This is a genomic window from Shimia gijangensis (assembly GCF_900142085.1).
Classification (GTDB): Bacteria; Pseudomonadota; Alphaproteobacteria; order Rhodobacterales; family Rhodobacteraceae; genus Shimia; species Shimia gijangensis.
In genome coordinates, this window is the sequence record NZ_FQZQ01000030.1 from 1 (window position 1) to 24,965 (window position 24,965).

22 protein-coding genes are annotated in these 24,965 nt (G+C 53.0%); 14 read left to right on the forward strand and 8 right to left on the reverse strand.

From position 1 onward, the window contains the following. Nucleotides 1-329: 329 nt before the first annotated feature. A complete protein-coding gene (locus tag BUC32_RS18195) occupies nt 330-1,985 on the forward strand; it encodes a recombinase family protein (RefSeq protein ID WP_073256418.1) in 1,656 nt (551 codons plus the stop codon). A gap of 82 nt (nt 1,986-2,067) precedes the next feature. Here the strand turns inward: BUC32_RS18195 and BUC32_RS18200 are convergent, their stop codons facing one another. From BUC32_RS18200 to BUC32_RS18210, 3 genes are all read right to left on the reverse strand, one after another. Then, on the reverse strand, nt 2,068-2,835 hold the full coding sequence (locus BUC32_RS18200; RefSeq protein WP_139280780.1) for a hypothetical protein: 768 nt from the start codon (nt 2,833-2,835) through the stop codon (nt 2,068-2,070). Beyond that, on the reverse strand, nt 2,832-3,830 hold the full coding sequence (locus BUC32_RS20220; RefSeq protein ID WP_083599398.1) for a lipid-binding SYLF domain-containing protein: 999 nt from the start codon (nt 3,828-3,830) through the stop codon (nt 2,832-2,834). The genes BUC32_RS18200 and BUC32_RS20220 overlap by 4 nt, the downstream gene beginning before the upstream one ends. 471 nt (nt 3,831-4,301) lie before the next feature. After that, the gene (locus BUC32_RS18210; RefSeq protein WP_073256424.1) at nt 4,302-5,231 is read right to left on the reverse strand and encodes a LysR family transcriptional regulator; all 930 of its coding nucleotides are present in this window, start codon (nt 5,229-5,231) and stop codon (nt 4,302-4,304) included. Between the two features lie 258 nt (nt 5,232-5,489). Between BUC32_RS18210 and BUC32_RS18215 the strand changes: the two genes are divergently transcribed. The 4 genes from BUC32_RS18215 to BUC32_RS18235 all read left to right on the forward strand — a co-directional run bounded on the left by BUC32_RS18215 (nt 5,490) and on the right by BUC32_RS18235 (nt 10,635). After that, nucleotides 5,490-7,334: a DUF1214 domain-containing protein gene (locus BUC32_RS18215; protein WP_175556968.1), complete on the forward strand. Its 1,845-nt coding sequence runs from the start codon at nt 5,490-5,492 to the stop codon at nt 7,332-7,334. Nucleotides 7,335-7,581: 247 nt separating this feature from the next. Next, nucleotides 7,582-8,352: a SphA family protein gene (locus BUC32_RS18225; RefSeq protein ID WP_175556969.1), complete on the forward strand. Its 771-nt coding sequence runs from the start codon at nt 7,582-7,584 to the stop codon at nt 8,350-8,352. 53 nt (nt 8,353-8,405) lie between these two features. Then, nucleotides 8,406-9,848: an arylsulfatase gene (locus BUC32_RS18230; RefSeq protein WP_073256483.1), complete on the forward strand. Its 1,443-nt coding sequence runs from the start codon at nt 8,406-8,408 to the stop codon at nt 9,846-9,848. Between the two features lie 154 nt (nt 9,849-10,002). Further along, a complete protein-coding gene (locus BUC32_RS18235; RefSeq protein WP_083599400.1) occupies nt 10,003-10,635 on the forward strand; it encodes a DUF2270 domain-containing protein in 633 nt (210 codons plus the stop codon). Between the two features lie 59 nt (nt 10,636-10,694). On the opposite strand, the gene BUC32_RS20480 is transcribed toward BUC32_RS18235, so the two are convergent. After that, entirely contained in the window at nt 10,695-11,051 is a 357-nt protein-coding gene (locus BUC32_RS20480; RefSeq protein WP_139280781.1) for a hypothetical protein, read from the reverse strand. A 34-nt stretch (nt 11,052-11,085) separates the two neighbouring features. On the opposite strand from BUC32_RS20480, the gene BUC32_RS20485 reads away from it, so the two are divergent. The 4 genes from BUC32_RS20485 to BUC32_RS18260 all read left to right on the forward strand — a co-directional run bounded on the left by BUC32_RS20485 (nt 11,086) and on the right by BUC32_RS18260 (nt 15,803). Then, nucleotides 11,086-11,538: a hypothetical protein gene (locus BUC32_RS20485; RefSeq protein ID WP_139280782.1), complete on the forward strand. Its 453-nt coding sequence runs from the start codon at nt 11,086-11,088 to the stop codon at nt 11,536-11,538. 328 nt (nt 11,539-11,866) lie between these two features. After that, nucleotides 11,867-13,819 carry a DUF3604 domain-containing protein gene (locus BUC32_RS18250; RefSeq protein ID WP_073256438.1) on the forward strand — a complete coding sequence of 651 codons (1,953 nt, stop codon included), beginning with the start codon at nt 11,867-11,869 and terminating at the stop codon, nt 13,817-13,819. A gap of 131 nt (nt 13,820-13,950) precedes the next feature. Beyond that, nucleotides 13,951-14,784 carry a peptidyl-prolyl cis-trans isomerase gene (locus BUC32_RS18255; RefSeq protein WP_073256440.1) on the forward strand — a complete coding sequence of 278 codons (834 nt, stop codon included), beginning with the start codon at nt 13,951-13,953 and terminating at the stop codon, nt 14,782-14,784. 41 nt (nt 14,785-14,825) lie between these two features. Then, complete coding sequence (locus tag BUC32_RS18260; protein WP_245815215.1) at nt 14,826-15,803, forward strand: HupE/UreJ family protein; 978 nt, start codon at nt 14,826-14,828, stop codon at nt 15,801-15,803. A 382-nt stretch (nt 15,804-16,185) separates the two neighbouring features. Here BUC32_RS18260 and BUC32_RS18265 read toward each other — a convergent pair whose 3' ends face one another. The 4 genes from BUC32_RS18265 to BUC32_RS18280 all read right to left on the reverse strand — a co-directional run bounded on the left by BUC32_RS18265 (nt 16,186) and on the right by BUC32_RS18280 (nt 18,706). Beyond that, nucleotides 16,186-16,473, reverse strand: coding sequence for a hypothetical protein (locus tag BUC32_RS18265; protein WP_073256445.1), 288 nt, complete (start codon nt 16,471-16,473; stop codon nt 16,186-16,188). Between the two features lie 243 nt (nt 16,474-16,716). Beyond that, nucleotides 16,717-17,217: a hypothetical protein gene (locus BUC32_RS18270; protein WP_073256448.1), complete on the reverse strand. Its 501-nt coding sequence runs from the start codon at nt 17,215-17,217 to the stop codon at nt 16,717-16,719. A 44-nt stretch (nt 17,218-17,261) separates the two neighbouring features. Further along, a complete protein-coding gene (locus tag BUC32_RS18275) occupies nt 17,262-18,194 on the reverse strand; it encodes an AraC family transcriptional regulator (RefSeq protein WP_139280783.1) in 933 nt (310 codons plus the stop codon). A 263-nt stretch (nt 18,195-18,457) separates the two neighbouring features. Further along, nucleotides 18,458-18,706, reverse strand: a complete 249-nt coding sequence (locus BUC32_RS18280; protein WP_139280784.1) for a hypothetical protein — start codon at nt 18,704-18,706, stop codon at nt 18,458-18,460. A 195-nt stretch (nt 18,707-18,901) separates the two neighbouring features. Between BUC32_RS18280 and BUC32_RS18285 the strand changes: the two genes are divergently transcribed. The 5 genes from BUC32_RS18285 (at nt 18,902) to BUC32_RS18305 (ending at nt 24,925) form a co-directional block, all read left to right on the forward strand. Continuing rightward, nucleotides 18,902-20,023: an efflux RND transporter periplasmic adaptor subunit gene (locus BUC32_RS18285; protein WP_073256457.1), complete on the forward strand. Its 1,122-nt coding sequence runs from the start codon at nt 18,902-18,904 to the stop codon at nt 20,021-20,023. Nucleotides 20,024-20,062: 39 nt separating this feature from the next. After that, a complete protein-coding gene (locus tag BUC32_RS18290) occupies nt 20,063-23,191 on the forward strand; it encodes an efflux RND transporter permease subunit (protein ID WP_073256460.1) in 3,129 nt (1,042 codons plus the stop codon). Nucleotides 23,192-23,379: 188 nt separating this feature from the next. After that, a complete protein-coding gene (locus tag BUC32_RS20490; protein WP_139280785.1) occupies nt 23,380-23,628 on the forward strand; it encodes a hypothetical protein in 249 nt (82 codons plus the stop codon). 216 nt (nt 23,629-23,844) lie between these two features. Next, nucleotides 23,845-24,471, forward strand: a complete 627-nt coding sequence (locus BUC32_RS18300) for a DUF502 domain-containing protein (RefSeq protein WP_073256465.1) — start codon at nt 23,845-23,847, stop codon at nt 24,469-24,471. 205 nt (nt 24,472-24,676) lie between these two features. After that, nucleotides 24,677-24,925 carry a hypothetical protein gene (locus tag BUC32_RS18305; protein ID WP_073256468.1) on the forward strand — a complete coding sequence of 83 codons (249 nt, stop codon included), beginning with the start codon at nt 24,677-24,679 and terminating at the stop codon, nt 24,923-24,925. Nucleotides 24,926-24,965: the final 40 nt, after the last annotated feature.

Genomic DNA, 24,965 nt, shown 5'->3' on the forward strand with positions numbered 1-24,965 from the left:
AGACAGGTTCGTCAGTTCGCAAAATCCACCTCGTTCGCATCAGCGCGCATCGCCCGCCACAAGCGCCAATACCGCGGCAGCGGTTTCGTCCTTGTACCGCATAGCAGCCTATAGGGCTGTTCCGACTCAATGTCTTCTGTTGGGGATCGCTACATTCCAAGCCGGATTTTGGCGCCTTAGAGTAGGTAGCTGATTTTGTCCAACCTACCCCATTGATTTAACACACTAAAAAATTGCAACTCGGTTGCAATCGAAAGTGGAAGACAACCTTGGTTTCGTGCCTATAATGGGTAGGGCCGAAGTATCCAAATTACGGAAAGGCCCATCCCATGCGTGCAGCTATATACGCCCGTTTTTCCACCGACCTGCAAAGCGACGCCTCAATTGAGGACCAGCAACGCCTGTGCCTGCGCCTGATCGAACGCAAAGACTGGAGGGCTGCTGACACTTATTCTGATCGCGGCATCAGCGGATCCTCACATCTACGTCCCGCTTACCAGCGCCTGCTGGAAGACGCCCGCCACAACGTGTTTGATGTAGTGGTTGCGGAAGGGCTCGACCGGATCAGCCGCGATCAAGAGCATATCGCAGCCTTCTTCAAACAAATGCGGTTTCAGGGGATACCGATTGTCACTATGGCGGAAGGGGAGATTTCAGAACTACATATCGGCCTCAAAGGCACGATGAGCAGCCTCTTCCTCAAGGACCTCGCCCAAAAGACCCATCGCGGGCTTGAAGGACGTATCCGCAAAGGTAAATCCGCAGGTGGCATCACCTACGGCTATGACGTGGTCCGCAACTTCCAAGCCGACGGAGAGGTCTCGACAGGCGAGCGAATTATCAACGCAGAGCAAGCAAACGTCGTGCGCCGAATTTTCGAAGACTACGCCAATGATCTCAGCCCCCGCGCCATAGCTACCCAATTGAACAAGGAGAGCGTTGAGGGTCCGCGTGATGCTGGCTGGGGCGCGTCCACCATCTACGGCAACTGGCGACGCGGCACTGGCATCCTTAATAACGAACTCTACATCGGTCGCATCGTCTGGAACCGCCAGCGCTATGTCAAAGATCCGAACTCCGGCAAACGGCAGGCCCGTATGAACCCAGCCGAAGAATGGGTCATCGAAGAGGTGCCTGATCTGCGCATCACTGATCAGGACCTTTGGGAGGCTGTGAAGTCACGTCAATTAGACACCCGCAGTACAGCTATCAGCGACGGCATCAAGAAGCTTGGCCGCACCAAGCGGGCACGGCATCTGTTTTCAGGAATGATTAAGTGTGGATGTTGTGGTGGCGGGTTTATTCAGGTCGGCAAGCAGTATTATGGCTGCTCCAGCCTGCGTAACAAAGGCACCTGTGACAACCGTCTGACCGTAAAGCGCGAAGACCTTGAGACCCGTGTTCTTTCCGGTCTCAAAGATCAGCTTTTGCACGCTGACCTCATCGCAGAGTTCGTCCGCGCCTATCAAGAAGAATACAATCAGTTGGCAGGCGCGATCAAAAGAGACCGCAGCAAAGCTGAACGTGACCTTATCAAAGTAACCAAACAAATTGACCGCATCATCGAGGCAATCGCCGAGGGCATGTTCCATCCCAGCATGAAGGACAAAGTGACCGAGCTTGAGGCGCAGAAGGCAAGGCTTGAGAACGATCTGCGGTCTTCTGAGAGAGATACGCCGGTACTGCTGCACCCGGGTCTGGCCGATGTCTACAAAGAGCATGTCGCCAACCTGACTGAGGCTTTGAATGACCCGTCTGCCAAAGCCGAGGCGACTTCAATCATTCGCGGTCTTTTGTCCGAGATCAGGTTGATCCCAGAGGGTGACGCGTTAGCCATTGAATTGGTTGGTGAATTGGCGGGTTTGTTGGCGTTGGGGATGTCCCAAAACGAAGAAAGCCACCCGAAGGTGGCTTGTTCGACTGTAATGGTTGCGGGAGGGCGATACCAACGGTACTTACTCCAATTGACCCTTTCACGAGTTTAGTTCGAATTTGCAAATTGCGTAGGCCTTACTCCAATTCGATTTAGAACCAAATCTGCAAACACGCTCGACCACATAAGACAACTTACCGGTAGTATATGTTGGACAGGGTGCCATCCGTCTGGCGCAGGAACATCCCGCCAGACACACCGCGCACAGCCGCCCCAGCAACGACATTTGTCAGCGATAGATCTTGTGCTGCGGCGTCACTGCCAGACATTGCTCCTTGGCCGACAAAAAACGTCCCGACTTCTGGATGGGAAAACTGCACTTCCAGTTTTCTCAAGGCTTCCTTGTCGAAATCGTAGGCATCGTCTAGTGGATCCCGTTGGCTAACGCGATCTGTTTCCTTCCACTCAATGCCCATTTCGCCGCGACCGAGAAAGTTCCAGCCATTTGGTAACGCGCTACCGTACGTCAGCCCAAATCGGCCCGGGGACTTTGAGCCGCCCGCAAATGGAACATGTGTCACGGCTCCTCCGTCATCGTGGTATAGGTAACCGCGGTTGATCTGCCCGTAAAACTGCAAGCCGTAAATGGGTTCGGTTTGTTGTTGTGCAAGGGCTCGCCCCGTCACAAGCCATACCATCAGCAAGAATGATGGTACAAAAAACCCAGTTTTAATTAGTGGTGTCATCCAGTTCGGCAACTTCCTGAATTCGCTCAATCGCTTTAAACCTAATGACTGCGACCCAAAGTGCGCAACAATAAACACCTGTTGTTTGAGTACTGTAACGGGCAATCGAAAATTGGTCACCACAGATGAAATCAAATTCCTGGCGGCCGATTCAAAGTTGAAGAGGTAAACGGCGGAGTCCTCCCCGCCGTTTCCATGTCGAACCGCAAAGATCACTCGATCGGCTTGATCCGCGACCCCTCAACAGCTGCACTGGCCATCAGGCCTTGTTCATTAAACACGAACGCGACCATATCGGCCTTGAGATTGGTCGTATCTATTTCTGCTGTTGCCCCAGAGTTCATTACGGCAACTGATCCATCAACACCCAGTTCAAATCCACGCTTGGACTGAAAGCGTTCCAGCGCTTGCGGCGTCATGAACATCAGAGCGTATCCATAGGTCTGGACGCCAGCCAAGGCTCCGACCGCCAGCGAGGTCGTGCGGTAATACCCGCTTACAGCCTCTCCAACAAACAGAACCCCATTTCCGCGCTCTCCACCAACACCTAAGCCGGCTTTGGTAACCTTTGGAAAGACCAGCGCAGCCGAGGCGCTCTCCGACAATTCACGCGCTCTATCGTTTTGCGACAGAAGTGACGCCCATGCGGCTTGTGACTCAATGATCAGTTCACCACGCTTTCCATCATCCGCCACGGCCATAGATGCAAGGCTTGCAGCTTCACAGTCTCTGGTGGCAGCCATTGCCTTAAATGTTCCGTCCAGGCTAATGGCAAATGGTGTCTTGCCTTCAGGGTCTACCGTCAGAACATATTTTCTTGCTAGCGCTTCGATGAATGCAGGATCACGGGATCGAACATAAGCGCCCCGCCAACCGTCGTCACGCAAATGACCTGTCGCTTTGGCATCGAACCGTTCGCCATCCAGATCCAGAACAACTTCGTTAGACACGTTCCCATAGATGTCTAGGTTTTCATCTTGAGTATAAACTGCGACATAGCCGAAAACATCTCCGGGCTCTTCTTTGCCCATTCGGAAAAGATAGCCATCTTCGTTGACCTTCTCCATGACACAGGTGGATGTTTCGACGCTGCGCAGAATTGTCCAGCCTTCAATCGTATTCTCACCCGTTGCTGTCTGCCCGATGGCTGTAGACCCGAGTGCCGCAAAGGTCGCTATCAGTGACAGTTTTCTAAAGGTTGATTTGGTCATGTGATCCCTCAATTCATTTTAGTGAAGATTAGCAGCAGTCCAAAAACTAGTGCGAATTCCAAGCAATTCTAGAAGACAGAAAACACACCCGCCGCTCTTGCAAACCGGTTCATCTTAGGAAGCCTGAAATCTCAAATCAATCAATCCAGATCAATACCCACTATGAAGGATTTCGATTTTTAACTGACGGATAGCAGGGGAACACGAAGGCATCTTTGAACTCGGTACCATTGTGTTGTTGCCCGAACTTTTGGGGCATTTGCGGAAGCATCTGCTGAAAAACTCAATTGCCAAATGGAGATATGGCGAGCGCAATCGCACTTTTTTCCCCTTGTGCGTTTTTGCCGAGTAAACCGCTGTGAAGCGCAACAAGGTGGGTCTAGACAAAGCAGGCTGACTGCAGCGTTTTACCGGCGAGAGAACCGAACAAAGGAATGAACCAGTCACTTGGAGGGTTTACTAATTTGCCTGCTATCTCCGCCTACTCAAAGAGTTCCATTCGGCCATCACTTCTTCTGCAATAACTCTCACTTTGTTGCGGAGCCAAATGTGAGACGGATCATTTGAACTGCGCTGATGCCAGGCAAGGTAAATAACGACGGGGTCACTGTCTATGGGCAGCGATTCCATACTGAGCCCGCTCAGGGTCTTGAGTTGCATCAACCCCATTTCAGTTGCAATCAGTGTCGTACCCTTGATGAACTGAGGGATTGCGCTAAAATTTGGCACCGTGATACTTGCTGGGCGAAAATCTGACGTGTCAATGCCGCGCAAGGCACGCAGGGAAGTTCCACCATCCCGAAACCGGACGGCCAAATGGTCCGCGTTGCAATATTCTTCCCATGTTTTTGGTGCGCTTCGGGTGTTCTCGTCAAAAAAGCACATCATCCTTGAAGACAAAATTGGCCTTTGAATGACGTCCGAAGTGTTCGGGGGAAACGGAGTTAGAACCAGATCGCAGCGGTCGTCTCGCATCATGTCCGCCGAAGGATGCCCAGAGGCGATGAATTCAAAACTTGCGGAAACACCTTCGGAACGCAGGTCTTGTATCAGTTTAGGAAAGATAAGATCACGTTGCATATCGTTTGCCGCAATCACGAATTGCATTGCTTCTTGCTGAGGGTCAAAATCTCTTTGGTCTGTCAGGCTTGCTATGCCATCCAGAATGGCTTGGACAGGTTTTCGCAAAGACAGCGCAACCTCAGTGGGCAACAAGGCCTGTCCTGAACGGACGAACAGCGGATCACCAATCTGCTGGCGCAGCCTGCTCAGAGAATGGCTTACCGTCGATTGTGTGACACCCAGCCTTGCCGCAGCCTGGGTTGCTGAACGCTCGTCCAGCACCGCAAGAAATGTGCGAAGAAGTTTGCTGTCGATTGATAGGTTATCGATTTTCTTCATAACCTGTATTCATACAGATCGATGGCCGCCACGTCCATGCGAAGCTAAATTACGAAGGCAACACAAAAATTTATACCTCGAACACATTAGACGGTCCTTTCCAGTTTCAGTTTTTTACAAGTCCTAATTGACCTCTAAGTATTTAAATTGAAAGGAAAAACAATGTGGACAACCCCCAAACTTGGCGCACTCGGAACGGTGATTTTGTCACTGTCGGTACTTTTCAGTGGTCCTGCGAGCGCTCAGGAAATTCCAACAATGAAGATGACGACCGAGATACCTGACGGCGTCACAACTCCTGACAACATTCAAACCCGAGTGGGCGAGTTGAACTTCTTTGACGGGGTGCCGGATGTAGAGTCAGCACAAAAAGTCTACAATCTGCTCGACTTTACTCACGCCTATCAAGCGTTCCTAGACGGAACCAAAATCGCCTCAATGGATGCCATTCGCAAAGGTATCCTAAAATTTGGCCCCGCCAATACGACAGCGGTTCTGTTCGAGGGATTGATGGATTCAAAGTCCTTGTTTTTGACGGCCAACACCACAAGCGTTTACATGTTCTCGTGGCTTGAAATGGGCGACGAGCCCATGGTCATTGAAACCCCACCAAATGTCCTGGGATTTATCAATGATCACTGGTTCCGTTATGTCACTGACTTTGGAAACCTTGGTCCGGACGAGGGCAAAGGAGGCAAGTTCTTGGTCCTGCCTCCGGGATACGAAGGGGACGTGCCAGAAGGGTATCACGTGACACGAACCACCACCTACGGCAACTGGGTGATCTGGCGCGGGTATCAAAAGGATGGATCTACAGCAGACGCCATCAACAATACCAAAGAATTATTCCGTATCTATCCGCTGTCTCAGGCTGAAACACCGCCAGAAATGACCTTCGTGGATGCATCGGGCAAGCTATTCAATACGATCCACCGCATGGACATCAACATCTATGACGAGATCAACAACGTTGTTCAGGCTGAGCCTTTAATGGGTGAAAACCCAGAGCTATTGGGTCATCTCGCCGCCATTGGCATCGTCAAAGGACAACCGTTTGAACCTGATGAGCGGATGCAGGCAATTCTGAAGGCCGCCGCAAGTGCCGGCTCGGTGACGGTTAAAACGATTATCTCCAAACCGCGTGACGAAAGGTTCTATTGGTATCCCGGTGAAAGCAACTGGCTGACAGCTTTTCCTGGGCGCGCTTACACTTGGGAACTGGACGGTGTATCGTTGCCTGATATCCGGGCCGCATTTCATTTCTATGCGACAGGCATTACCCCTGCCATGGCGCTCAAGAAAATCGGCAAGGGATCGCAATATGCCTTCACCTATCTCGACTCGAACGGTAATCCGTTGGATGGCGCAAAGACCTACAAGGTAAACGTGCCAAAAGACGTACCTGCCAAGGATTTTTGGTCATTTACCCTTTATGACAACCAAACACGATCCATGTTGCAAACTGATGCACAGTTCCCAGCCATCGGCAGCAATGACACCGGCGTTGTTCAGAACGAAGACGGATCTTACGACATCTACTTTGCACCCGAGGCACCCGAAGGAAGGGAAAGCAATTGGGTTCAAACCGTTCCTGGCAAAGGTTGGAACACGATCTTCAGATTGTATGGCCCACTTGAATCCTGGTTCGATCAAACATGGCGTCCCGGTGAGATCGAGTTGGTGACTTATGCACACTCCGAGGACACGCAAGCGTCGGGTGGAGAAACCGTCGAGGACATCACTTTGCGGATCACCGTTGATGGCCGTGTCTCGCTGTACGGCGTTCAGTTCGACACCGCTTCAACTGCGATTCTTCCGGGGTCAGAGCGCACACTCGAAGCGATTGCCGAGACGATGGCTGAAATTCCCGACCTCAAGATTGCTGTTGTGGGCCACACGGATCATGTCGGCGGATATGAGGCCAACTTGGACCTGTCGAAACGCCGCGCGGATGCGGTCGTTGCAGAATTGGTCGGAACATATGGTGTTGAAAGTAGCCGTCTGTTCGCCGCTGGCGCCAGTTTTCTCGCGCCCTTGGCCAGTAACGATACCGATGAGGGCCGCGCAATTAATCGCCGCGTAGAGTTGGTTCGTGCGCCATGAGTAACTCTGGCAGGGCGGACTACGCCCTGCCAGCTACCATAAGGGTTTGGCCCACAATCACGTCCGGGGTAAGATCCTAGCCATTTTCTGATACGCAGGAATGCCAATGCGACTACTTAAACTTTCATTGCTTTTGAGCTCAGCTCTTGCTCAAACATCCGCACAAGCGGCAGAGGGGGCATTTTCAAATTATTTTCCTGGCGCATACGGTAGCCTTTTGCCCGGGATGGCCCCAGAGCCAGGTCCTGTGTTTGCGAACGTCAACCTGCTCTATAGCGGCAAAGCCAGCCGGGCAGTCGGTGAAGGACAGGTTAAGGCTTCAGTCGAGAGCAGCGCGTTCTATTCTCTGTTTCAAGGCCTGCATGTCTGGGATGCACCCGAACTTGGGGGTCGGTTTGCCGTCGGCGGATATATTCCGGTTGGCTACGCGTCCTACAGCGCCACTGTTGGAGGGCTGGCAAACTCGCAGGATGAATTTGCTTTAGGTGACATCGGGATCATTCCAGCCTCGTTTTATTGGTCATCTGGAAACTTCCACACCAATATCTATGGGCTGATCATCGCTCCGACGGGCGAGTACAATTTGAACAGTGGTGTCAATATAGGCCGAAATTATTGGAGCGCTGATCTCGTCGCTGCGCTGACGTGGTTCAACCCCGAAAAAGGTACAGAGTTTTCCGTCGTTCCGGGCCTTATGTTCAACTCAAAAAACGAAGATACCCAATACAAGACCGGGACTGAGTTTCACATGGATTTCATGTTCAACCAGTTCGTGTCCGAAAACGTTGCGTTGGGGATACACGGTTACGCCTACAAACAGCTGACCGGGGATTCCGGCTCTGGTGCGCTTCTAGGTGATTTTAAAGGGGAGGCCGTTGGTATCGGCCCCGCAATTTCCTGGATTCCGAAATCCGCGGGCGGCGCTGTCGCCTTCTCGGCAAGCTGGGTGCATGACGTGCATTCCAAGAACCGTTTGTCGGGAGACTACGCGACGCTATCATTTAGCATCCAGTTTTAAATACACCCATTTTGGGGTGGCTATGTGGTTCAAAACAAGTGGAAGGACACGATATGAAAGCCTCATCTTTTCTGTCCCTTATGGCGGCAATGTTCATTGCCGTATGCGGGAATGCTGTTTCAGCACAGGAAAAACCCAATATTGTTTTGATTTTCATGGATAACTTTGGCTGGGGCGAGCCGGGGTTCAACGGTGGTGGGATCGTTCGGGGTGCCGCGACGCCTGAGTTGGATCAACTTGCCGCCGAGGGGCTGCGCCTCACAAATTTCAACATCGAAGTCCAGTGTACCCCGTCCCGATCGGCTATTATGACCGGCCGATATGCCATTCGCAGCGGAAACGGTGTCGTTCCGTTGGGTGAAGGGGTCTATGGATTGGTGCAATGGGAAGTCACCATGGCAGAAATGCTGGCAGATGCGGGTTATGCCACCGGTATGTTTGGAAAATGGCATCTTGGCCGGACAGAGGGGCGCTTCCCGACAGATCAAGGATTTGATGAGTGGTATGGTGTGCCCAATTCAACCGATGAGGCGGTCTATTCTTCCCTGGATGAGTTCGAAGGAAGTGGCGTTGCGGAAACCTCTGTTTTGCAAAGCACAAAGGGAGCCGTGCCTGAGAAAGTTCGTACTTATGATCTGGGTTATCGGCCGTTGATTGACCGCGACCTGACCGATCGCGCAATTGACTTTATGTCCCGACAGGCTTCTGAAGAAAAACCTTTCTTCGTCTATTTACCCTATACTGCAACACATTTTCCGACGATGCCGCATCCGGATTTCAAAGGCCGCTCTGGTAACGGTCCCTGGGGCGATCTCCTTATGCAGATTGATAGCTATGTTGGTGAGTTGCTCGGTACAATTGATGACCTTGGCATTGCAGAGAACACCATTGTTATATTCACAGCGGACAACGGGCCCGAGGCGTTAAGCCCCGGAGAAACGTCTTTGACCGTTGAAACAGCAATTCATGGGTCAGCCGGACCCTGGCGGTCTACTCTGTTTACAGGATACGAGGGTGCCCTTCGCGTGCCGTTTGCAATGAGGTGGCCTGATAAGATTAAGCCGGGTGGGGTGAGCGACGAAATAGTCCACGCCATGGATCTGTTCCCGACATTTGCCCGGATCGCGGGCGGCGAAGTGCCAGAGGATCGGGTGATCGACGGGATTGATGTGAGTGAGTTTTTGGTTGGAGCCAAAGCAGACTCTGGCCGCGATGGCTTCATCGTGTACATGGGCAACGATGTCTTCGGAGTAAAATGGCAAAACTGGAAATTGCATTTTGCGGAACAGACCGGCTGGAATGGTGTTTTCCGCAAGTACACTATGCCCCGCGTGTATAACCTGATGAATGACCCGCAGGAATTGGACAATGTTCTGTTCCCACACACTTGGGTTCCGAAGGCCGCACTGCCCCAGCTGGAAGAGCATGTCTCGTCATTGAAGGAGTTTCCCCCGATTCCAACGGGAGCTGCTGATCCATATGAGCCATCGTACTAGGCTTAAGCAGGCGAGGCTCGGCGCAAAAATGCATCAGTTGATTCTTCAAAGCCGACCGATGTTTCATTGTTAACGTAAGCTGATGTGACACCGAAAAGGCAGACAGCCCATCAAACGAAAACCCGAAGCACCACAAGAATTCAGCGCTGCGGAAATCGGTGCGCTTGCGCATCTTTACCGGGGCGAGGTCTATCGCAGTACAATTTGGCGAACCCGTTTGGACACAACAACAAACTGGACTGTGGTTACACTGGGGGTGGCGCTGTCTGTTACATTTGCTTCGCCGGAAGCCTCGGCCCTGCCCCTCATTCTGGTCGGTGTCCTCATTCTGTTTTTCCTGGCACTTGAGGCTCGCCGATACCGCTATTTCAATGTTTGGAGGGCGCGGGCAAGATGGCTGGAAACCAATTTCTATTCACCAATGCTGCGCGATGGGGATTTACACACGGAAGAAAACTGGCAGGAAATTCTGGCGCAGGACTACGTCTCGCCAGAGTTTCACATCAGTTTCAAAACCGCCCTGGCGCGGCGGGTGCGACGCAACTATCTCTGGATTTTGTTGATCCAGATGTTGGCATTTGTTGGTAAACTGGCGATTCATCCGTCCCCCGCAAACGATCTGGAGGATTTCTTTAACCGGGCAGAGATCGGTATGATTCAAGGTGAAATCGTTTTGGGCATTGGTGTTCTTTACTGTTTGATCGGTGTTTACTTGGCCATTTGGGTGAAAGTCACGGATGCCCGCAATGCCACCCGACGAGGTCACGGCAGCGCAGCGATTGGCTAAACTCCGTCATGGCGTAGACCGTGGCCACGCGAGGTTGAAATCTGGCAGGCGTTTTGAATTCACTCTCTGCCCAGAAAGTTGATCACATACCCGGCTAAGAACAGCGCAAAAGAAACCAGACTGATTGGCGGCATTCCACCATGCCAGCCTTGTGGATTGAGCCAACCAGAATATCCCATGAAAACAAGGTGTGCGCCCGTGAACAACATTGCCCACAGCAGGAATTTGCGAGACGTGATGAACGCAATAAACGCCATGTCTTCGCGCAAAGTGGTTTTGAAACTCAGATTGTAACCCCACAATATGATGAAAGCGATAACGCCCCCGAGCATGCTCAATCCTGCATTCAGTGTCATCTTAGAATCGACTTCAAAGAACTGTGGATAAACAGCCGGGCTGAAAAGCAGCAGGCTCATGAAAGCGTGCAACAAAACCAACAAAAAGGCGATAATGCCAATCGCCATTCGTGCATTTAGCCAGCTGTCTGGAATGCGCAGCCCAAGGTTTTTTGCCGGGCCAAAGCCGAAATTCATGATCAACAAAACAAGCGACGTGAAGCAAATGCTTTTGTTCAGGGTAAAAAAGGACAGGTCTTTCCACGGCACCGGCCCGAATATGTGGTATCGCAAAATCGAGTACCCAAAACAGAATGCCATTGTCCACAGAACCAACGCGATTGTTGAGCTCTTTTTAGTTTCCGTTGTTTCGTTCATCGCTCACTCACTGTTTAGTCTCTATGACGCCACAAAAATCGTCGCCAATTGCCAGAGTTTGTTGCCAAACAAATCATATAGCGTTTTGTGGCTGTTTGACACATTTGATGCTTGGATAGACAGATCAGATCCGATTCTCGGCGCTATCAGGAAAGGTACCACAGAATTATTTCCCTCTCTTTCGCGGTAGTTGCGAGCAAGCAAATCAGGCATTTTTCTTGCAGTAGTTCAGAGTTTTTTGCGCCACGCCAAATTCTCACGAACCAGAGCGAAAAATGCACACCTCTTCCACCAAAACTGTTGCAAGATAACGAAATTTCAATAAGATAGTAGATGTATCGGAAAAGCCTTTTTACGCCTATTTGAGTGGCCAGCACTGCACTTGGTACCCACTTTTCTGGCGCCAGTAGCTTCTTGTGTGGTTTCCTTTTCCAAGACTTAGATCAGATAAAAACGCTTGATGCGCAACCATAATTCTCGCGGATCAATCTAATTCGAAAAAATGGCGGGGAGAGCCAATGTCCAAACAATCTTTGAACGATGCCATATTAAAATCAGTAGTTTTCAGCCTGACCTTGATGGCGGCGCCGACCCTCGGCTCTGCTCAGGACGCAGGAGCGCCTCAGCTAGAGAACCTCAGCAGCATTTACCCAGGCAAAGCCTATTCGCCTTACGCCAAACGGTCGTTTCCCAGCAACGTTTACTGGGGTGAGACGCACCTGCATACCGGGCTGTCGCTAGACGCCGGATTGTTTGGAAACACCACAGGCCCGGACACGGCGTATCGACTTGCCCGAGGCGAAGAGATAATGACCTCAACCAATCAACCGCTCAAGCTCAGCAGGCCGCTGGATTTCCTGGTGGTTGCCGATCACTCGGACTTGATGGGCATTGCGACGGATATTCAGAGCGGCGCGCCAAACATCATGGCCAATCCAAAAGGCAAAGAATGGGCTGAAGGGTTTGCAAAAGGTGGAGAAGCTGCTGGCAAAGCGGCCTTTGACCTGATTGGCAATTTTTCGCAAGGAACCGTCCCCGAGGAATTGATGGAGGCTTATAGCCCCGGGTCACCTATTTACAACGGTGTCTGGGAGAAAATCATCGATTCCGCTGAACGCTATAACGAGCCACACCGGTTCACAGCCTTCATCGGCTATGAGTGGACGTCGGTTCCTAAGGGTTTCAACTTGCACCGAAATGTAATTCTGAGAGACGGTGGCATTCGCGCAAGGCAAGTGACTCCTCTGACCACACAGGCGCCTTTGGGAACGACAGACCCATTGGACCTATATCAATGGTTGGAAGACTATGAGGCGAACACAGGTGGTCAGGCCTTGGCCATTTCTCACAACGGCAACCTGTCCAATGGCTGGATGTTCCCGGTTGAAACGACTTACGCTGGCGGTGTCGTTGATGAAAACTATGTCCAGCTCAGAGCCAAATGGGAGCCACTGTATGAGGTCACACAAATCAAGGGTGACGGCGAAACCCACCCCGCTTTGTCGCCGGACGATGAGTTTGCCGATTATGGCACCTGGGACGTTGCCAACCTGGATATCACCGAGTTGAAAACACCGGATATGCTGCCGCGAGAATACGCGCGCGAAGCGTTGAAGAACGGTTTGATGCTAGAAAAGAAACTGGGCACCAACCCCTATAAGTTCGGAATGATCGGCGCGACCGATGCGCATACATCCTTGCCGACTGCCGAAGAAGAGAACTTCTTTGGCAAATCCACAAGCGTTGAACCTTCCAAGTCACGGATAGAGCATCCGTTCGTCAAATCCGCCCTTGGCGCCATCGAAGGTGATATGTTGCTGGCCTCGGGCTACCAAGGCATTTGGGCAACCGAAAACACACGCGCAGCCCTTTTTGACGCAATGGAACGCAAAGAGACTTATGCGACCACAGGGTCTCGCATGGCCGTGCGCTTCTTTGGTGGCTGGGACTTTGACGAAGATGATCTGCGCAGCCGTCAGCCCGCATTCGTAGGCTATGAAAAAGGCGTGCCGATGGGCGGCGATCTGCGCAAAGCACCTGATGGCAAAGCGCCGACTTTCATGACCCTTGCTTTGCGGGATCCAATCGGGGCGAACCTCGATCGCGTTCAAATCGTCAAAGGCTGGATGGACGCCGAAGGCAACCTGCACGAGAAGGTGTATGACGTTGCATGGTCCGATGATCGCGAACCGGATGCCAACGGCAAATTGCCCCCTGTGGGCAACACGGTTGATATCGAGGCTGCAAACTGGACGAACACGATCGGTGCATCTGAGTTGATTTCGGTGTGGACCGACCCTGATTTTGATCCTGCCGAAAGCGCGTTCTACTATGGTCGTGTAATCGAGATTCCGACACCACGTTGGGTTCTGTACGATCAGCTGCGTCTCGGTGCCGAGCTCCCAGAGGGCATTGAATTGATCCATCAGGAACGTGCTTATACGTCACCGATCTGGTATTCACCGTCCTAAGACCAATCTGGTCGGGGCGCCCACCGTTGCCTCGGCCAGACATTTCCACTCCATTATGCAAAGTCTTTGAATTTTTGCCCATCTCGTAAGATGATACATCGACAGAGATATGAGTACCGGAACCGCCCCCTATGATTACTACGCTTTTGCGGCAGCCTTTGCTGCATTTTTTTGTGATTGGTGCAGCGCTGTTCGCGCTGTTCTCTGTTGTCGACGACACACCGCCAACACCTGATCGTCCCGTCATCGTTGTTTCGACACAGGATGCGCAATGGCTTGCCTCTCAGTTCCAAGCAACAAGGAACCGACCGCCTTCTGCAAAGGAACTGGAAGCAATTGTCGATGCCTACGTGCGCGAGGAAATCTATGTCCGCGAAGCTTTGGCGCTGGGGTTGGATCAGGGCGATACGATCGTACGCAAGCGCCTCAGTCAAAAAATGGAGTTTTTGACCGAGGCTGGTGCAGAGGCTTCTGTGGTCGATGATACCATGCTGAAGGCGTATTTTGACGAAAATGCTGAGACATACCGCAGCGCGCCCAGAGTGGCTTTTGCGCAGGTCTTTCTTCCTGAGCCTGTTCAGGAAAGCTTGCCTGCAATTCTTGATGCGCTTGCCGAAGGGGGCGATTTCACCCAAGTGGGTGTCAGATCTCTCTTGCCTGCCATAGTTTCCCCGATATCAGCGCAGGCGGTAGATGGTACGTTTGGTCAGGGTGTATTTGAACAAATCGCCAAGCTGGAACCCGGCACTTGGAGCGGCCCAGTCACATCTGGCTATGGCCAACACCTTGTTCGTTTGGACGTGTTCTCTCCAGGAGAGTTGCCCGCATTTGAGGCGGTGCGTGACCGCATCGAACAAGACTGGCGACGCGACAAGGCAGAAGACCTTCGCTTGGAAAGGTTTGATCAGCTGCGAAATCAATACGACATTGAAACACCAGATTTGTCTCAGGTTCTGTCCCAATGAGGTCGGCCCTGACCGCATTGTGCGCATGCCTGATCGGGCTGATGCTTGCAGGTTCCGCGCACAGCCATGCACTCGAGCCCGGATACCTTGAGATCATTCCAGCCGAGAATGACCAATGGCAGGTGACCTGGCGCAAGCCCCAGGTCAGCGGCAAAGCAATGGAGATCGACGCCGTGCTTCCCGCCGGTTGCGCCCCGCGTCGTGGTGGCACCCCTCGCTTTGATGGGCGTGCCTATGTCAGCGGCTGGATCACAGTTTGCGAGACCCCGATTTGGGAAGGGGATATCTTTATTGAAAAACTGCAAAGCACTGCAACGGATGTACTGGTGCGCTTTGTGTCCGAGCCCGGGGCGCCTGCAACGACGCTTCGACTGACACCCGACGCACCATCAGCCAGATTGCCAGCCGCGCAAACCTCTTGGAGCGTTCTGACAAGTTACATCGCGCTCGGCGTCGACCATATTCTGGCAGGTATTGACCATCTTCTTTTTGTCTTTGCCTTGCTGTTACTGGTGCCTGATCGCCGCAATTTGATCTGGGCTATCACCGCCTTCACCGTGTCCCATAGTATGACCTTGGCCCTGGCCACGACCGGGTGGATATCTCTGCCCATGCCACCGGTCGAAGCGGTGATTGCTCTGTCGATCGCGTTCCTGGCTGTTGAGGTTGTGACAAAAAACGCCAACCGCAAAACCATGATGCAGCGCTCTCCATGGTTGGTGGCCTTTGCATTCGGTCTGTTGCACGGGTTGGGGTTTGCCAGCGCCCTGCAGGATATTGGCCTGCCACACTCCGAAATTCCACTTGCCTTGCTGGCGTTCAATATCGGGATCGAAACCGGGCAGTTGATGTTTGTCGCTTGCTTGCTGATCGTCGCGTTTATCTTGGGCAAAACAGGAGCCACTCGGGCAATCTCAGAAACCAAAGTGGGCGGGGTAGGCTTAACGGTAGCGGGATATGCAATTGGCAGTGTTGCGGCTTTCTGGACTGTTGAACGTACGGTTGCCTTTTTCGGCTGAGTTGGAGCCACCCATCCGGTTTGCTGAAAAATAGTCGAGAAAATCCATCGAAATCGACGATCATTGCGGAAAATTTCGGTATACATATTAACGGTTTAAGAGGGTTGCTGAACTCTTCGTTAGCCTTTCGGTGCCGTCTGGTTTCTGACGGCTTCTGGTGACAAGACGTTCGCGGAAGCCGTTTCAGACAACAACACACCAAGTTCGGCTTCCGCGCGCCTGGTTTCCCAGGAAAATGGCGACCATCAGGCGCCGCCATGATTGCCAGCCCATTGTCCATAATGGAGGTGGGCCGAGATTTCTGATCGGAACTGTCCCGTCTCGAACGGTGTGACGTGTCTGTGATGAGAGGCGGGGTTCAGGTTCCAACCAGTGTTTCGCCTTAGCCATTCATGTTGCGCGCTTGGCGTTCGGCTTGTTTGCAGTTGCGTTTGTCGGCGCCGACACCGTGTCCTTGGCGGCAGGACTGACGATCGTCCCGGCGATCGTTGCGGTCATAGCGGCGATCTTCGCGACGATCCTGACGACGATCCATACCAACGGTTTGAGCGAGTTCATGGCTTTCAAACTGGGGTGTTGCGGAGGAATTGGTGTTGTCTGCAAAAGAGGCCGTGCCGAATGTCAGAGCTGTTGCAACGAGAACGGTGGTTTTTGTGAAAGTAGTGAACATGGTGTGTATCCTTTGGTGTGTGTTTGTCTGTTTCTGATGACACCAATATACAGTCTGCCTGCCGTTCAAACTCGTTAGGTTGGGGCGCGTATGAGTGAATTTGGGACAGAAAAGACCGGCGAGAAATCACTCACATCAAAAGGTCATGCCAAAAAAATGCAATTTGGCTCGAAAAGTAGGCTCCAAAACTAACGGATAGAAAGAGACGTTTTCACAACAAACTCGTTCGTCAAAACAAATGAGTTAGAACCGAAACCCGAGGCTGACACCCAGCACATAGACCGTTTCGCCATTCACAAAGTCGACGTTCAGTTCTGGTTTCAACGCATATCCGTCGAATTCGAACTCATAGCCCAGGCCAACACGAAACAGGGCTTCTTCATGGCTGCTGGTCAATTCCACGCCCGGCATCAAAGTACCTTGCCAGCCGCCCTGGCCCAGATTGAACACAAAAGGAACGCCAAGCACCCAATGATCTAATGCACCACCTGTGTATTCCGCCAGAACACCTGCGGAGACCGTGTGATTGAATGCATATCGATAGGACGCGCCCAGTGAGCCCGCCTGTTCTCTTGTACCGTGGTGATCCGCCGACGTGGCGCCAAGGAAAATCTCAACAATATGGGGACCATGTTCATGTCCGCTGCCATGTCCAGCTGCCTCGTTTGCTGTTGAAATGGCTGGAGACAGAAACCACGCAGCGCTTAGCAGGCCAATTGTAACGGTTCTTGTATAGCGGCTCATAATTCGACTCCCTGCGTGAAAGACGGTGTGCATTGAAATGCGTTTCAATGACCCTGATTAGACTTTTGAAACGTCCGAGGGCTCTGTCCAGCCCAGCGGGTAAACGCTGTCGAGAAAGCTGCATGATCTGCATAGCCAAGCATGAAGGCGATCTCTGAGATACTCAGACCATCTTTAAGATAAGTTTTAGCTATGTCAAACCTGAGCCCATCAACGATTTCGCGAAACCCGGTTCCTTCGGCGGTCAAATGTCGGGTGAGTGTGCGGCGACTCATCGCCAATTTATCTGCGACCTCATCCGCCGAAAGGATTCGTCCAGGAAGTTGTTTTATCAGGTGCTTTTCGACCTGTGCGCGGTAGCTGTCGCGATGGGTGCCATGCGCCGCCAGCATGTTGGCGCCAAGTTCAGAGAGATAATCAACAAGGCTTGGATCATAATTCGCCATCGGGAGGTCCAGGGTGGTTTGCCCAAAGACGATCCCTGTAAACTCTGACGCGAACTCAACCCGGCAGCCAGCCAGCTTTGTAAAGGGCTGCTGGTGATCGCCAACTTCGTGTTGCAAGCAAAGCTTCTCAGGGAAAAAATCAACACCGGCAAGAACTCTCAGCCGTGCGAGCAGCCCAAAAACAAGAAACTCCTGAAATCGGTGATGGCGCAACAATGCTCCGTTGTTGTTTTCTATTTTCATCACATCTTCGCTGGACGTTCTCGAAAGATCAAAATTCGTTTCAGAATCCGCCAGAGTGTAAAACCGAGCCGAGTTCTCAATAGCGCTGCCTAGTGTTTTTGAGCTTTTGGCAATGTACCCAGTTAGTGTTTGGGATTGACGAAACGTTGATCCTATTCGCGCGGCAAAACTGATGTCTTCTGCGGATTTACAAGCCTCTCGCAACAGCTGAGCCTCTTGCAACGTGGTGACGTCTGCGTCCGCACGATGCTTTGGATCCACCCCAACGCGGCGGACGAGCTGCTCCATTTTAGCGTCACCCAATTTGTTGGAAATCTCATTGCAAACGTGAAGAAAGCGTTCATTTTTCTTTTGCAGTATCAAGCGGCGCCTCTCGGATGACTCTACACAGGAATGGACATGGCAGACTTAGACATTGATGGCAGGCTTGTGAGTTTGAGACAACCATTTAGTACCGATGTGTCCATCAACACTTGCTCCCCAAAACGCATGACGCCGAATGAACTGGGTTCATCCGGCGTTGGAAATGAGGGCGGGGGTTTTAGGACGCGTTATCCGTTGCGGTTGTCCTGTTTACAGTCGCGCTTGTCGTGACCTGCGGCACCTTCGGATTGACGGCAACCCTGACGATCATCCCGGCGATCCTGGCGGTTGTCCATGCCGCGCGTGTCGGCAACTTCATAGCTTGTGCTGGTGCTCGCGACTGGTGCGTCCATTGTAGAAACCGGCGCGGTTGAGGCGGTGGCCATCGAGGCGGTGAGAGCAACGGCGAGGGCGGCGAATGTGGTTTTGGTGAACATGGTGTGTATCCCTTGGTGTGTGTTTGTCTGTTTCTGATGACACCAATATGCGGGCTGCCCATCGCCAAAACTCATCAGGCTGGGACGTGCATGTGTGATTTCGGGACAAGACGTCAGTTGCCCTCTTAAAAGTTTCAAAGGACTTTTCGGAAAAGTGCGTTATCCTATTGTGGGATCAAAACGTTAGAGGTGGAGATGAAGTCGGAAACTATGCTGTTTGTCGCAAATTCGGTTCAATGGGCGTTGCAAGTCTCTTGCTTTGTCGCTTTTGCTGGGGCTTTTGGCTCCGCCCGAGCTCAAGAAGCTTCTCCACCTGGTGTTTTGGTTGAGACGTTGACCCCAAGAACACAGGCTGAAACCGACAGCTTCCCAGGCTGGGTACTGGCCTCGGCAAAAGTCGACATCGTCGCACAAGTAAACGGGATCGTGACAGGCATTCACTTTGACGAAGGCTGGCCCGTGTCCGAAGGGGATTTGCTCTATACGATTGACCCGGCCGAGTATGAGGCAGCAGTGGCAGGTGCCGAAGCAGCGCTTAAAGCCGCCAAGGCTGCAGCGGAATTGAAGCGCATAGAATGGGATCGCAAAAAGCAACTTTTTGACAAAGGCACGGGAACTCAATCGGAGTTGCAACTGGCCACAGCGCGCTACGACCAAAGTAAAGCCAACGTCACCGCTTCTGAGGTGGCTTTGGAGATGGCAAAAATTCAACTGGATCGCACAACAATTAATGCGCCATTGAACGGGCGGATGAGCATTGGGCACATCAGCGTCGGCGCATTGGTCGGGCCTAATACCGGGCCTCTGGTGACCGTCGTGTCGTCCAACCCAATCAAAGTCGGCTTTTTGGTGCCACTTGGTCTTTACACTGCGTATCTCCAAGAAGGCCGCAAGCTTTCTGATCTGAAAGTCTCTTTGGTTCTGCCCGACAACAGCACTTTTCCCCATACCGCAAATATCGACTTTGCGGCTCCAGTGGCGAATTCGTCGACCAACAGCATTGTCCTGCGGGGCGTTGTGGCGAACCCCGACTATTTGCTGATCGATCAACAATCGGTCGAAGTGGTCGTATCCGAGCGCAACCCAAGCTCTACGTTGACCGTACCCAAAACAGCGCTCTTGCTGGACCAGATTGGCACTTATGTGTTGGTGGTCGGGCCTGACAATGTTGTCGAAGTCGCCCGCCCAGACCTTGGTCGGGAATTTGAGCAACGTATGGAAATTCTGGCGGGTCTTGATGAAGGCACCCAGGTCATCGTTGCCGGGCACGCCAAGGCCCGTGTTGGCCAGCCCGTTACACCCGCAGAAAAAGAATGAATTTTGGCTTCGTCCAAACCTGCTTGAGGAGCCAGCAACATGTTCTTTGATATTTTCATCAACCGCCCCCGTTTGGCTTTTGTCATTTCCGCACTGTTTGTTCTGTTGGGCGTCATCGGATGGCAAATCATTCCGGTCTCTCAATATCCGGCCATTGCACCGCCTACCGTTGTGGTAACCGTGAAGTACCCCGGCGCCTCTGCAAGGACGCTGGAACAGGTCGTCGCCCAACCCATTGAGAACGAAGTCAATGGCACCAAGGGCATGGTCTATATGAAATCCAGCTCGAACGACGGCGGGCTTTATGCCCTGACGGTGAGCTTTGAGATCGGAACGGATGTTGATCTGGCAGCCGTGGATGTCAAAAACCGCGTCCAAGCCGCCGAACCATTGCTGCCGGCAGAGGCGCGCCAACAGGGCATTTCGGTCAGAACCCGATCGCCGGATCTTGTCCAGATCATCGCATTTCAATCGACCAACCCAGAGGCTGACAGCCTTTATTTGGCGAACTACCTTAACCTGAATGTCATTGACGAGATGAAGCGCATCAACGGTGTCGGTGACGCGGTCTCATTTGGTGCAGCACCCTATGCGATGCGCATTTGGGTTGAAAACCCAACACGACTTGCCAACCTTGGCCTGACCGAAGGCGACATCGTGAATGCGGTGCGAAGCCAGAACATCATCGGCCCCGCCGGCACCATTGGGTCTGCCCCGACCAAACCCGATCAGGCGCTGCAATTGACGGTCATCACGCCGGGGCTTTTGCTGACTCCGGCAGAGTTCGAAGGCATCTATCTTGCGGTTGACCCTAATGGCGGTGAAGTGAAGCTTGGCGACGTCGCCCGCGTGGAAATTGGTGGTGAGTACGATGGCAAGGCTTTGCTGGACGGCGGGCCCACGGCGGCAGTTGGGATCTACCTTTCGCCCGGGGCCAACGCAGTAAACACGGCTGCCGCGGTCACGGCCAAGCTGGAGCATCTGGCCCAACGCTTCCCGGCAGGGATGAGCTATGTGGAAGTGCAAAACAATGCCGAGTTTGTGAATGTAATGATCAAGAAGGTGATCAAGACCTTTGTCGAAGCACTCGTTCTGGTGACTGTGATTGTCTATCTGTTCTTAGGGAGCGCACGTGCAACGCTGATCCCACTTTTGGCGGTTCCCGTGTCGGTGATTGGCACAATCGCCGTTTTGAACTTCATGGGGTACTCTGCCAATACGATCTCTTTGCTGGCGCTTATTCTGGCGATTGGCATCGTGGTGGATGACGCCATTATCGTGGTCGAGAATGTCGAGCGTGTGATGCACGACCGACCCGATCTCAGCGTGAAACAAGCGACCTCTGCGGCGATGGGGGACATTTTCGCGCCCATTCTGGGCACCACCTTGGTGCTGCTGGCGGTCTTTGTCCCCGTAGCCACCTTACCCGGATCTTCGGGCGTCCTTTACCGGGAATTCGCAGTCACGATCTCTTCTGCAATGCTTTTGTCGATGATCAGCGCACTGACCTTGTCCCCCGCCCTGTCGTCCCGTTTGATGAAGCACGGCAAGCTTCCATGGATAATGCAAAAGGTTTCGCACGGGATTGATGCTGTCGCCCGCGGCTATGGAGCCACAACCAAACGATTGTTGTCGCTGTCGGTCCTGTCTCTCGTCGCGGTCGTAGGCTTTGGCTGGATGGCCGCAAAAACAATCGAAACCATCCCAAGCGGCTTTGTTCCCGGCGAGGACAAAGGCTCGATTATGGTGGCCTACCAACTGCCCGCCGGAGCATCGATGGCGCGGACAAAAGAGCTTAGCAACAGGGCCGAGCAATTCGTACGTGACGATCCGGCAATCAGGACGGTCCTGCGCATCGATGGTTTGGATCTAATTGGAGGCGGAGCGGCCTCAAACGCTGGCGTGATGTTCACCAAAATGAAGGACTACCACGACCGCGAAGGGCATCATGATTTATCAGCCAGCGCGACGGTTGCGCGGCTCCGAGGAAAGCTAAACGCCATTCCGGATGCGACCTTTCTTGTTGTCACCCCTCCGACGATATCCGGCATGGGCGCAACTGGAGGCTTTGACTATGTCCTCGAAGGGTTGACCGGCCAGGAACCCGAAGAGATGGCCGCAGTTTCCAAAGCCCTGTCTATCGCAGGGATGAGTGCGGACAGTATCGCGATGGTGTTCAGCGGTTTCGATGCGGCCACACCGCAAGTTAAACTGGATATCGATCGCTCCGAAGCAGCACGATTGGGTGTATCGCTTCCTGACATCTACGCAACCCTTCAGGCAAGGCTAGGAGGGGCCTATGTAAACGACTTCAATCGTTTCGGGCGCAACTGGCAGGTCAAAATCCAGGGCGACACCGAGCATCGTTCGGAAATCGAGGACCTCTTGAATGTGCGTGTACAAAATTCGTCAGGTGAGTTGATACCGGTTCATGCATTTGCGGACGCCGGTTTGACGGCAGGCCCAAGAACCCTGACACGCTACAACAACTACCGGGCCGTTTCCCTGAACGGCAGCCCCGCACTTGGGTTCGGGATGGGCGAGGCGATGAATGCCATGGAGGAGGTCTCGGCAGAGGCATTGCCAGACGGGTTTGCCTTTGAGTGGAGCGGCCTTGCGCTACAGCAGAAACAAGCGGCTGGCAAAACGGCGCTGGTGATTGGGCTGGCGTTTCTGTTTGCCTACCTGTTTCTCGTGGCGCTTTACGAAAGCACGATGATCCCAATCGCCGTTTTGCTGACGGTTTCCGTGGCCATTCTTGGCGCGGTCCTGAGCGTCAAGTATGGCGGTCTGGCCTTTGACCTTTATACGCAAATCGGAATGGTGGTGCTGATCGCATTGGCAGCCAAAAACGCCATCATCATGTACTCTTTCTGTCTGGAAAAGCGAAACTCAGGGATGCCCTTGAAAGAAGCCACGGTCGAAGGCGCCCGCATGCGGTTCCGCCCGATCATGATGACCAGCCTCGCGTTTATCATGGGCCTTGTCCCCTTGGTCGAAGCCCACGGTCCGGGTTCAGGCGCTATGGGAGCAGTGGGCATTCCGGTATTGTTCGGAATGTTGGCGGCAGCAACAATCGGATTACTGATCGCCCCGATGCTATTCATGGTATTCCAGGGGCTGCGTGAAAGGTTTGGCTGGAAACCAACAAACGAATTGCCGGCCTGAGTTTTCACATAAGTTCAGTCAACGATATGGCGGTGCGCTCGCAATCGGGTGCACTGCCATTTTTTTCGCGATCGCCCAAACGTCCCATATTCACACATTCATGTCCCGCAGGCACGAGTTTTAACGGTGGGCAGCCCGCATATTGGTGTCATCAGAAACAGACAAACACACACCAAAGGAAACACACCATGTTCACCAAAACCACATTCGCCGCCCTCGCCGTTGCTCTGACTGCCTCGATGGCCACTGCCTCAACTGCTCCAGTCTCGGTCATGGACGCCCCGGTCGCAAGCGCAAGCACAAGCTATGAAGTTGCCGACACACGCGGCATGGACAACCGCCAGGATCGCCGGGATGATCGCCAGGGTTGCCGTCAATCCGAAGGTGCTGCTGGTCACGACAAGCGCGACTGCAAACAGGACAGCCGCAACGGATAACCTGTCCTAAAACCCCCGCCCTCATTTCCAACGCCGGATGAACCCAGTTCATTCGGCGTCATGCGTTTTGGGCCCTCATATTTCTGCCGTAAACCATAACCGACCACTTGTCTCAATTTCACACATCACTGACCCAGTCGCACGGGATGTTCGCGTGAATGCAACGCATGTTTACTTCACAACAGACACACGCAACACAACCAAACGAGACACACCATGAAAGCTTTCATCACAAAAACACTTGTCACCGGCGTCTTTCTCCTGATCCCGGTCGGCGTCCTTGGATTTGCACTCAGCAAGGCATTTGGCAAGCTGCGCAAACTTGCAGAGCCTTTGGCCGCGAAATTTGAAATCGAAACTGCGGCGGGTATTCTGGCCCTCGATGCATTGATGGTAATGGGCCTCATCGTCGGCGTTTTTCTTGTGGGCCTCATTGCCTATCTTCCGATCGTCGCAGCCCGGGCGGACCGCATCGATCAACGACTGGAAGGAAATGTTCCCGGTTACTCGGTTTTGAAAGGCATCATCGGTGGCGCGCTGAACCATGAGACTTCGATGAAAGGGTTCAAAACCGTAGTGGCACGCCACAACGGTGTTGCGCAGATCGGATTTGAGGTTGAGCGCACTGAGACAGGAGAGATCGTTGTGTTTCTGCCCAGCACACCAAGCCCACGCACCGGTATCACCGCGCTCTTTAACCCACGCGACGTCGATCCCTTGAATGTTCCTCCACACAAGGCGCTGGAAATGCTGACCTTCTTTGGCAAGGGCACTGCTGCAATACTTGGCGATAATGCATGCCAAGGAGGCCTGTCACTGGCACACACGGCACAAGCCGCGTAACCTTTGGTCAGAAACACAATGCGAACATTGCGGCCTCACTGGGCCGCATTTTTGTTGTTCAGGGCGTACCCATGCCCTAAGGCAGTTCTTTTTCAAACGTCCCATATTCACACATTCATGTCCCGCAGGCACGAGTTTTAACGGTGGGCAGCCCGCATATTGGTGTCATCAGAAACAGACAAACACACACCAAAGGAAACACACCATGTTCACCAAAACCACATTCGCCGCCCTCGCCGTTGCTCTGACCGCCTCGATGGCCACCGCTTCTACTGCACCAGTCTCGGTCATGGACGCCCCGGCTGCCAGCGCCAGCACAAGCTATGACGTTGCCGACACACGCGGCATGGATCGCCGCCAGGATCGCCGTGATGATCGTCAGGGTTGCCGTGGTGCAAATGGCTTGGTCGGCAAAGACAAGCGCGACTGCAAACAAGACAACCGCAACGGATAGCGCGTCCCGAAAACCCCGCCCTCATTTCCAACGCCGGATG

Excerpts from the sequence above, each read along its gene's own strand:
- BUC32_RS18285 (WP_073256457.1), top strand. The coding sequence starts at position 18,902 with ATGAAGTCGGAAACTATGCTGTTTGTCGCAAATTCGGTTCAATGGGCG.
- BUC32_RS18300 (WP_073256465.1), top strand. The coding sequence starts at position 23,845 with ATGAAAGCTTTCATCACAAAAACACTTGTCACCGGCGTCTTTCTCCTG.
- BUC32_RS20220 (WP_083599398.1), bottom strand. The coding sequence starts at position 3,830 with ATGACCAAATCAACCTTTAGAAAACTGTCACTGATAGCGACCTTTGCG.
- BUC32_RS18215 (WP_175556968.1), top strand. The coding sequence starts at position 5,490 with ATGAAGATGACGACCGAGATACCTGACGGCGTCACAACTCCTGACAAC.
- BUC32_RS18260 (WP_245815215.1), top strand. The coding sequence starts at position 14,826 with ATGCTTGCAGGTTCCGCGCACAGCCATGCACTCGAGCCCGGATACCTT.
- BUC32_RS18255 (WP_073256440.1), top strand. The coding sequence starts at position 13,951 with ATGATTACTACGCTTTTGCGGCAGCCTTTGCTGCATTTTTTTGTGATT.
- BUC32_RS18270 (WP_073256448.1), bottom strand. The coding sequence starts at position 17,217 with ATGAGCCGCTATACAAGAACCGTTACAATTGGCCTGCTAAGCGCTGCG.
- BUC32_RS18305 (WP_073256468.1), top strand. The coding sequence starts at position 24,677 with ATGTTCACCAAAACCACATTCGCCGCCCTCGCCGTTGCTCTGACCGCC.
- BUC32_RS20490 (WP_139280785.1), top strand. The coding sequence starts at position 23,380 with ATGTTCACCAAAACCACATTCGCCGCCCTCGCCGTTGCTCTGACTGCC.
- BUC32_RS18275 (WP_139280783.1), bottom strand. The coding sequence starts at position 18,194 with ATGGAGCAGCTCGTCCGCCGCGTTGGGGTGGATCCAAAGCATCGTGCG.
- BUC32_RS18290 (WP_073256460.1), top strand. The coding sequence starts at position 20,063 with ATGTTCTTTGATATTTTCATCAACCGCCCCCGTTTGGCTTTTGTCATT.
- BUC32_RS18265 (WP_073256445.1), bottom strand. The coding sequence starts at position 16,473 with ATGTTCACTACTTTCACAAAAACCACCGTTCTCGTTGCAACAGCTCTG.
- BUC32_RS18195 (WP_073256418.1), top strand. The coding sequence starts at position 330 with ATGCGTGCAGCTATATACGCCCGTTTTTCCACCGACCTGCAAAGCGAC.
- BUC32_RS18210 (WP_073256424.1), bottom strand. The coding sequence starts at position 5,231 with ATGAAGAAAATCGATAACCTATCAATCGACAGCAAACTTCTTCGCACA.
- BUC32_RS20480 (WP_139280781.1), bottom strand. The coding sequence starts at position 11,051 with ATGAGCCTGCTGCTTTTCAGCCCGGCTGTTTATCCACAGTTCTTTGAA.
- BUC32_RS20485 (WP_139280782.1), top strand. The coding sequence starts at position 11,086 with ATGCCAATCGCCATTCGTGCATTTAGCCAGCTGTCTGGAATGCGCAGC.
- BUC32_RS18280 (WP_139280784.1), bottom strand. The coding sequence starts at position 18,706 with ATGTTCACCAAAACCACATTCGCCGCCCTCGCCGTTGCTCTCACCGCC.
- BUC32_RS18250 (WP_073256438.1), top strand. The coding sequence starts at position 11,867 with ATGTCCAAACAATCTTTGAACGATGCCATATTAAAATCAGTAGTTTTC.
- BUC32_RS18230 (WP_073256483.1), top strand. The coding sequence starts at position 8,406 with ATGAAAGCCTCATCTTTTCTGTCCCTTATGGCGGCAATGTTCATTGCC.